This window comes from Westiellopsis prolifica IICB1 (genome assembly GCF_004323185.1).
Taxonomy (GTDB): Bacteria; Cyanobacteriota; Cyanobacteriia; order Cyanobacteriales; family Nostocaceae; genus Pelatocladus; species Pelatocladus prolificus_A.
This window is the reverse complement of record NZ_NAPS01000004.1, coordinates 22,872-31,028: the sequence shown is the minus strand read 5'-3', so window position 1 is coordinate 31,028 and position 8,157 is coordinate 22,872. Positions and strand designations below refer to the sequence as shown.

At 37.9% G+C, this 8,157-nt stretch carries 1 protein-coding gene and 1 pseudogene; both read left to right on the top strand.

All coding sequences use genetic code 11. The annotated features are described in order from the left end of the window. The first annotated feature begins 10 nt into the window (after positions 1 to 10). Positions 11 to 6,451: pseudogene (locus tag B4U84_RS27550) on the top strand (amino acid adenylation domain-containing protein). A 2-nt stretch (positions 6,452 to 6,453) separates the two neighbouring features. Further along, the coding region (locus B4U84_RS27545) for a non-ribosomal peptide synthetase (RefSeq protein WP_165490375.1) at positions 6,454 to 8,157 on the top strand (1,704 nt) is incomplete at its 3' end.

The window sequence follows — 8,157 nt, the reverse complement described above, 5'->3', positions numbered from 1 at the left end:
AAAAAACGCGATGGTAGCCGAAAAATCTCAAAAAAGCAAAAATGTAGAGTTAATTTATCCTCTCTCTGGGATGCAACAGGGGATGCTGTTTCATAGCATATATACTCCAGACTCTGGAGTTTATTGCACCCAGACTCTAATTACCATTTCCGCCTCAATTAACATTGTTGCTTTTCAGCGAGCTTGGGAAAAAGTTGTAGAGCGCTACTCGGTGTTGCGGACTCTTTTTCTGTGGGAGAAGCGCCAACAGCCTCTACAAATAGTGCGAAAACAGGTGGATTTACCTTGGAACTATGAAGATTGGCGTAACTTTTCCCCTCAAGAGCAACAAGAGCATCTAGATTCATTGTTGCAAACAGAGCGCCAAACTGGGTTTCAACTCAACCAAGCACCTTTGATGCGCTGTCATTTAATTCGGCTATCTGACCAAACCTATAAATTTCTTTGGAATCGGCATCATATTATATTAGATGGTTGGAGCTTACCCATCATTTATCAAGATGTTTTAACCTTCTATAAATCTGAAAATCAAGATCAAAGCTGCTATCTTCCTCCTCCTCGTCCCTACCAAGACTATATTGTCTGGTTAAAGCAGCAAGACTTGTCTGTGGCTAAAAATTTTTGGCGGCGAACCCTTGAGGGCTTTACTGCTCCTACCCCACTGATGGTAGATAGACCCCTGGTGCATAGTTCTGGGGTACAACCAACTTATCAAGAACAGGAAATCAATTTATCTCGCGCTACCACTCAAGGTTTACAATCTTTGGGGTTGCAATATGGTCTGACTTTATCAACTTTGCTCCAAGCTGCTTGGGCTATATTACTCAGTCGCTATAGTGGAGAGCCAGAAGTTTTATTTGGTGTCACAGTTTCCGGTCGTCCTGCTAGTTTGCCAGCAGTAGAAAACATGGTGGGGTTGTTCATTAATACTTTACCACTGCGAGTATCCATCCCCAGTTCAGAATTGATTATACCTTGGCTACAAAAATTACAGCAAAAGCAAGCGGAACTTCAAGAATACGCTTATAGCACTCTGGCGGAAGTACAAAGGCTGAGTGATGTACCACCAGGAGTCCCCTTATTTGAAAGTTTGGTGGTGTTTGAGAACTATCCTATGGATAGCTTGTCAGAAGACCCAAATCAATTATTATCAGTCAGCAAGGTAGAGAATTTTGAACAGACAAACTATCCTTTGACTGTGGCAGCAATACCCAAAAAAGAATTACTCATAAAATTTAGTTACGATACTAGTCGTTTTACAAACAATACAATTGTGCGGATGGCTGACCATTTGCAGACCTTGTTAACAGCCATTGTCGCTAATCCCCAGCAGCAGGTAGCTGATCTGTCGCTCTTGACAGAGGTAGAACGACATCAGTTATTAGTAGAGTGGAACAATACTCACACTAACTATCCTTTAGATAAATGCATCCATCAGCTATTTGAAGAACAAGTAGAACGCAACCCTGATGCGGTAGCTGTTATCTTTGTAGACGCGCCTTGCGCGGCTTCTCGGAGAGTAGATCAAAAATTAACCTATCAACAATTAAATGAACAAGCCAATCAATTAGCTCACTATTTGCGAACAAAAGGTGTTGAACCAGAAGTATTGGTAGGAATTTTTGTTGAGCGTTCAATTGAGATGGTAGTCGGACTACTAGGAATTTTAAAGGCAGGAGGAGCTTATCTACCTTTAGATCCTAGTTATCCAACAGACCGCTTGACTCATATGATCTCCGATGCAGCAGTGCCAATTTTACTCACTCAGCAATCTCTGGTAGATTTTATACCAGCAAATCAAGCTGAGGTAGTGTGTTTAGATAGCGATTGGCATATCATTGCTAATTATAGTCAGGATAATGCTGTCAACTGGGTGACATCGGAAAATTTAGCTTATGTGATTTATACCTCTGGCTCTACGGGTAAGCCCAAGGGAGTGATGAATATCCATAGAGGTATTTGCAATAATTTATTGCGGACAATCGATGCTTACCCAACTATAACAGGCAATACCTACGGTGGGCAAAGCCAACGCATTCTCCACATTGGTCTTTTGAGTTTTGACGTTTCAGTGTGGGAAATCTTCTGGTCTTTAACATCTGGAAGTACTCTAGTAGTTCCTAAACCTGAAGGTCATAAAGATATTGCTTACTTGATAAATTTGATTTTTCAGCAACAAGTCACACARRTAWTTTTTGTYCCMTCRATGTTGCGAGTTTTTCTGCAACAAYCAAAYTTAGAAAKTTGTMGTTGTYTRAAGCGAGTATTTTGTGGTGGAGAARCACTATCTTATGAACTKAMTCAACGATTTTTTGAGCGATTRGATTGTGAATTACATAATCTCTACGGWCCWACGGAARCARCRRTTKATRCYACTTKTTGGCARTSYCAACCACASTCTAATKATCAGGTAATTCCYATTGGTCGYCCCATTGCTAATACTCAGACTTACATATTAGATCAATATCTGCAACCAGTTCCTATTGGCATTRYWGGAGAATTACATATTGGGGGTGTGCAGTTAGCTCGTGGCTATCTCAATCAACCAGAGTTAACTAACCAAAARTTTATTTCTAATCCCTTTGGYMAAGGTARATTATATAAAACWGGAGATTTAGCTCGCTATCKRCCWGATGGAAATATTGAATATCTTGGTCGCATTGATCATCAAGTSAAACTGCGCGGCTTACGGATTGAGTTAGGAGARATTGAATCAGTTTTAGATACTCATCCCCATGTTGAACAAACAGTAGTGGTTTTGCGAACTGATACTTCTGAAAACCAACGCTTAGTAGCTTATATAGTCAGAADAGACAATTCCTTAACACAGAGCGAACTGCGTCAATTTTTACAAAAAAAATTGCCAGTTTACATGATACCTTCAGCCTTTGTGATGTTGTCAGATTTACCATTAAATCTTAGTGGTAAGATAGACATCAAAAAATTACCGCTACCCGATGAGGCATCGATAGTAGAATCAACTTATTTAGCTCCACGCAATCAAACAGAAAGCATCTTGGCTAACATTTGGCAACAAGTCCTACAGGTTTCCAACATTGGAGTCAATGACAACTTTTTTGATTTGGGAGGACACAGCCTCAAAGCAATTGCTCTAGTCAGCCAAATTCAAGAAAAGCTAGCCCTTCCCTTTCAATTGAAAGAAGTCTTTTCACACCCTACAATTGCAGAACAAGCAGAGTTATTAAATGCTTGTGCGTCTATTACTGTTCCGTTGATTCCTCATATTTCTCAGCAAGAAACCTATGAAACATCACATGCACAAAGACGCTTCTTTGTGTTGCAACAGATGGATATAAACAATGTGGCTTACCATATTGTTTCTGCATTAAAATTAGAAGGAAACTTTGATTTTAGTGCTTTTGAAAAAGCAATGCAGGTTTTGATTGCTCGCCATGAATCTCTGCGAACATCGTTTTTATTAGTCAATGGTGAACCGAGACAAAGAATACTTGCAAATTTTGATTTTCATATTAAATTTCAAGATTGGACTCACGAACCTAATGCTGAAAGCCAGGTCATAAAAATTATTCAACAATACAGAGAACCTTTTAATTTAGAAATTAGCCCATTATTGCGGTCTAATATTTATAAACTATCAGAGCAAAAATATATTCTGTTTCTAGAAATTCATCATATTATTTGTGATGGCTGGTCAATGGATTTATTAGCTAAAGAATGCTTAACTTATTACAATTACTTTGTTAAAGGCTTACAACCAAATCCAGAGAAACTACCTATACAATATAAAGATTATGCAGTCTGGCAAGCCCATATTTTACGCAGTGAAGATAATAGAAAAAACTTAGATTATTGGCGACAAAAGCTCGATAATGGGCAAATACCCCGTGTTCACTTACCTACAGATTTTCAACGACCTTCTATCAAGACTTTCAATGGTTCACATCTAAGCTGGACATTCAAACCAGAACTAGTTTCTGAGTTGCGAGGGATTTGTCAACAAACAGAAAGCACTTTGTTTATGGCACTCTCAGCAGCAGTAAAAGTATTACTCTATCGCTATAGTGGTCAGCACGATATTGCTATTGGTACAGAAATTGCTACTCGCAACCATCTTCAACTACAATCTTTAATCGGTTTATTTCTAAATACACTAGTTATCCGTGACCAAATAGAACCAAAACAAGGGTATAAAAATCTGCTCAATAAAGTTCGCAAAACTGTTACTGAAGCATTTGAACATGCTGATTACCCATTTGATATTTTGGTAGAAGAACTAGCAATTTCCAGAGAAATTAATCGTACACCATTGTTTGATGTTTTAGTGTTACTGCAAAATTTTGATCAACCTGGAGTCACAGAAGAAATACAAATAGAATCTTTGGATTTGCTAACGCCTACTAGCAAATTTGATCTATCTTTTGTGTTTAGTGAACACAACGATGAACTCAGGTTAGATTTAATTTACAATACAGATTTATTTCAAGCAGAAAGGATGGAGAAATGTTTAAGTCATTTTGACAAATTGCTGACCGAGATGGTTGTCAACCCTAACCAGCCAATTTGTGAAATTTCTCTTTTATCACCAACAGAAATAGCTTTCGTTAAAAAATTTATCGAACCAATTCCTCGCTTAGAAAAACGCACAATTATTCATGATTTTATCGACCAAGTAAAAGCTACGCCCGATAAAAAATCAATTGTTTATCCTGGAGGAGAATTTAGCTATCAAGAATTAGATATAATCACTAACTCTTGGGCTAGTATCTTGAAATTTTTAGGAATTCAAAAAGATACTAGTTGTGGGGTAATGCTTGAAGGAGATTATCGTCAAGTATTAGCAATGCTAGCGGTATTTAAAGCTGGGGGAATTTATTTACCTCTGCGTTTGGATGAGCCAGAAGAGCGCTTTTCACGGATGATGCTCAAAACATCCCCTACTATTGTAGTGGTTGATTACGAAAATTTAAATATTGTCAAACCCCGATTAGCAATTCTACCGAAACCACCTCAGATATTGGTAGTGATTAATCATGAAATTCAGGAATACTATCAATGGGATGGCACAAAATATGAATGGTTGCCTGTAGTAGTAAGTAATGATGAAAAAGCTCTAATTACGCCTGATGCTGATGATTCTAACTATATTATGTTTACATCTGGGTCAACAGGTGAACCCAAAGCCATACTTGGTAGTCATGGTAGTTTGCGTCACTTCATCAATTGGGAAAAGCAAGAATTTGGGATTAATCAAGACTGGCGCTGTCTGCAAATTGCACAAATCAATTTTGATGCTTATCTTAGAGAAACTCTTGTTACTTTATGTTCTGGAGGAACTCTTTACATTCCCAATAGCACAGACCGGGAAGATTCGGAGCGTTTATTACTAAAATTAGGAGAATGGCAAATTAACTTACTGCATACTGTACCTTCAGTAATGCGCCTATTTTTAAACATTGGTCGTAATTTAGTCAATGCTGACCAATTGCTCAAGAATTTACGAGTATTTGTGTTGGGGGGAGAACCTTTATTTGTTAAAGAACTGTGTGAATGGCATCAAGTTTTCGGTTCTCAGACAGAATTTGTGAATATTTATGGAGCGAGTGAAACTACTTTTGTCAAACATTTTCATAGGATTGCTGATCCGAATAAAATTACTTATGCACGAGTTCCTGGGGGGAAAACATTACCAGAGGCGGCGTTTGCAGTCATTGATGGGACTCGTCCCTGTGCTGTAGGAGAAGTGGGAGAAATTTTTGTCAAGTCACCTTATTTAACAAAAGGTTATTACCAAGATGAAAATTTAACCAATTCCGTTTTTGTACCTAATCCTTTGAATTATGGCACTGATGTAGTTTACCGCACAGGAGACTTGGGACGACTCCTACCGGATTTGACCGTAGAGATAATAGGACGCAGTGATAACCAAATAAAGTTGAATGGAGTGCGGATTGAGTTAGCAGAAATTGAAGATGCACTAGCTAGTATTGATGGTGTGAAAAAAGTAGTGGTAATTGCACACAAACAGGACGAATCAGTGACAGTCACTGCATTTTACCAAGGCGATGAAAATATAAATTATCAACACATCAGCAACCAATTAAAACAAGTATTACCGATTTATATGCAGCCAAATTATTTGATGCAGTTGGCAGATTTTCCGTTACTACCAAATGGCAAAATAAATCGCCTAGCACTACCAAAACCAGAAGCAAATATTTCTCAAACTAGCAATAAAATTACTAATTTGAATCAACAAGAAGTATTATTAGCCTCAATTTGGAATGAATTATTGGAGGTAGATGTGAGTGATGCTAATCAGTCATTTTTTGAATTAGGAGGAAATAGTTTAAAGGCGATGCGCTTAGTGTCACACATCCGCAACAACTTTGGAGTTACACTGCGATTGCGGGAAATTTTTACTCAAAATACTTTAAAAGCACAAGCTCTTTTGATTAAATCACGACAATAAAAATGATCAAGTCACTACCAAATCAAAAATATTATGAAGTATCCCACGCACAACGACGGATGTGGATTCTGCATCACATAAGTGAATATTCCAGTGCTTATAATATTAGGCTGGCGATGAGAATTAATGGCAGCTTAGATATTTTGGCATTTACCGTAGCTTTTCAACAACTTGTGAGTCGCCACGAAATTTTGCGTACTACTTTTACAAGTGTTGCAGGCAACATTCAGCAAATAGTGCATGAAAATTTATCTACAGAAGAGTTAATAAATTTTAAAGATTTAAGAGAAGAAAAAGATGCTGATAGCATAGCTGATAGACTAATTCAAGAGTCAGCAAACTCGCGCTTTGATTTGGAGAAGTTACCTTTAATGCGAGTTTTATTAATACAGATCAAGTCAGAAGAATTTTTGTTTGGCTTGACCATACATCATATTATTGGGGATGCGCGATCGCTCGATATCCTTTTTCAAGAGTTCGTCACTTTATACTCTGCTTGTACGCAACAACAAACTGCTGCCCTACCTCCACTATCATTGCAGTATAAGGATTATGCTGCATGGCAAAATCAGTGGTTAGAAAGTGACGAGATCAAAGAACAACACCATTATTGGTGCGATCGCTTTGCTGTACAACCTCCCATACTGAATTTACCCACAGACTTTCCCAGACCCCAATTTAAATCTTCTCAAGCTGGTGTATATACTTATGATTTCAGTCAAAGTCTGAGTGAAAAATTACGCTCTTTCGCTGGTCAGAATCATACAACTCTATTTATTACCCTCTTAACTTTATTTAAAATATTACTCTACCGTTACACTGGACAGCGTGATTTAGTCATTGGTATACCTATTTCGGGACGCAATCATCCAGATTTAGAAAACCAAATTGGATTCTATGTTAACACCCTAGCTTTAAGGACTTTACTCCCAGAAACGGGAACTTTTCAAGAAGCATTGGTACAAGTAACAAATACTTGCCTCGATGCTTATGAATATAGTAATTATCCTTTTGATAAATTAGTATCTGCTCTCGATTTAGAACGCGATTTATCACGAAATCCGTTATTCGATGTCATGTTTTCACTGCTTAGTCAAGAAAGTAAAGCAGTGATGAAAATTCCCGGACTTGCACATCAAGAATATCCTCTGCAACCACGAACTGCCCAGTTTGATTTAGGTTGGAGTTTTTTTGAAGATGGTAAGAATTTGAGATTGATTATAGAGTACGAAACAGATATTTTTCGAGAACAGACGATCGCCAGAATGAGCGGTCACTTTTTACAAATCATTCAGTCAGTACTTGAAAATCCTCATTGCCAATTATCAGAAATTAATTTACTAACTCCTGAAGAACGGGATCAGTTACTAATAAAATGGAATAACACAGAAGTTGCTTATCCTCAAGATAAATCAATCTATCAGCTATTTGAAGAACAAGTAGAGCGCAACCCGGATGCAGTAGCTGTTATCTTTGTAGACGCGCCTTGCGCGGCTTCTCGGAGAGTAGATCAAGAATTGACCTACCAACAGTTAAATGAACAAGCCAATCAATTAGCTCACTATTTGCAAGCAAAAGGTGTTGAACCAGAAGTATTAGTGGGAATTTTTATTGAGCGTTCAATTGAGATGGTAGTCGGACTACTAGGAATTTTAAAGGCAGGAGGAGCTTATCTACCTTTAGATCCTAGTTATCCAACAGACCGC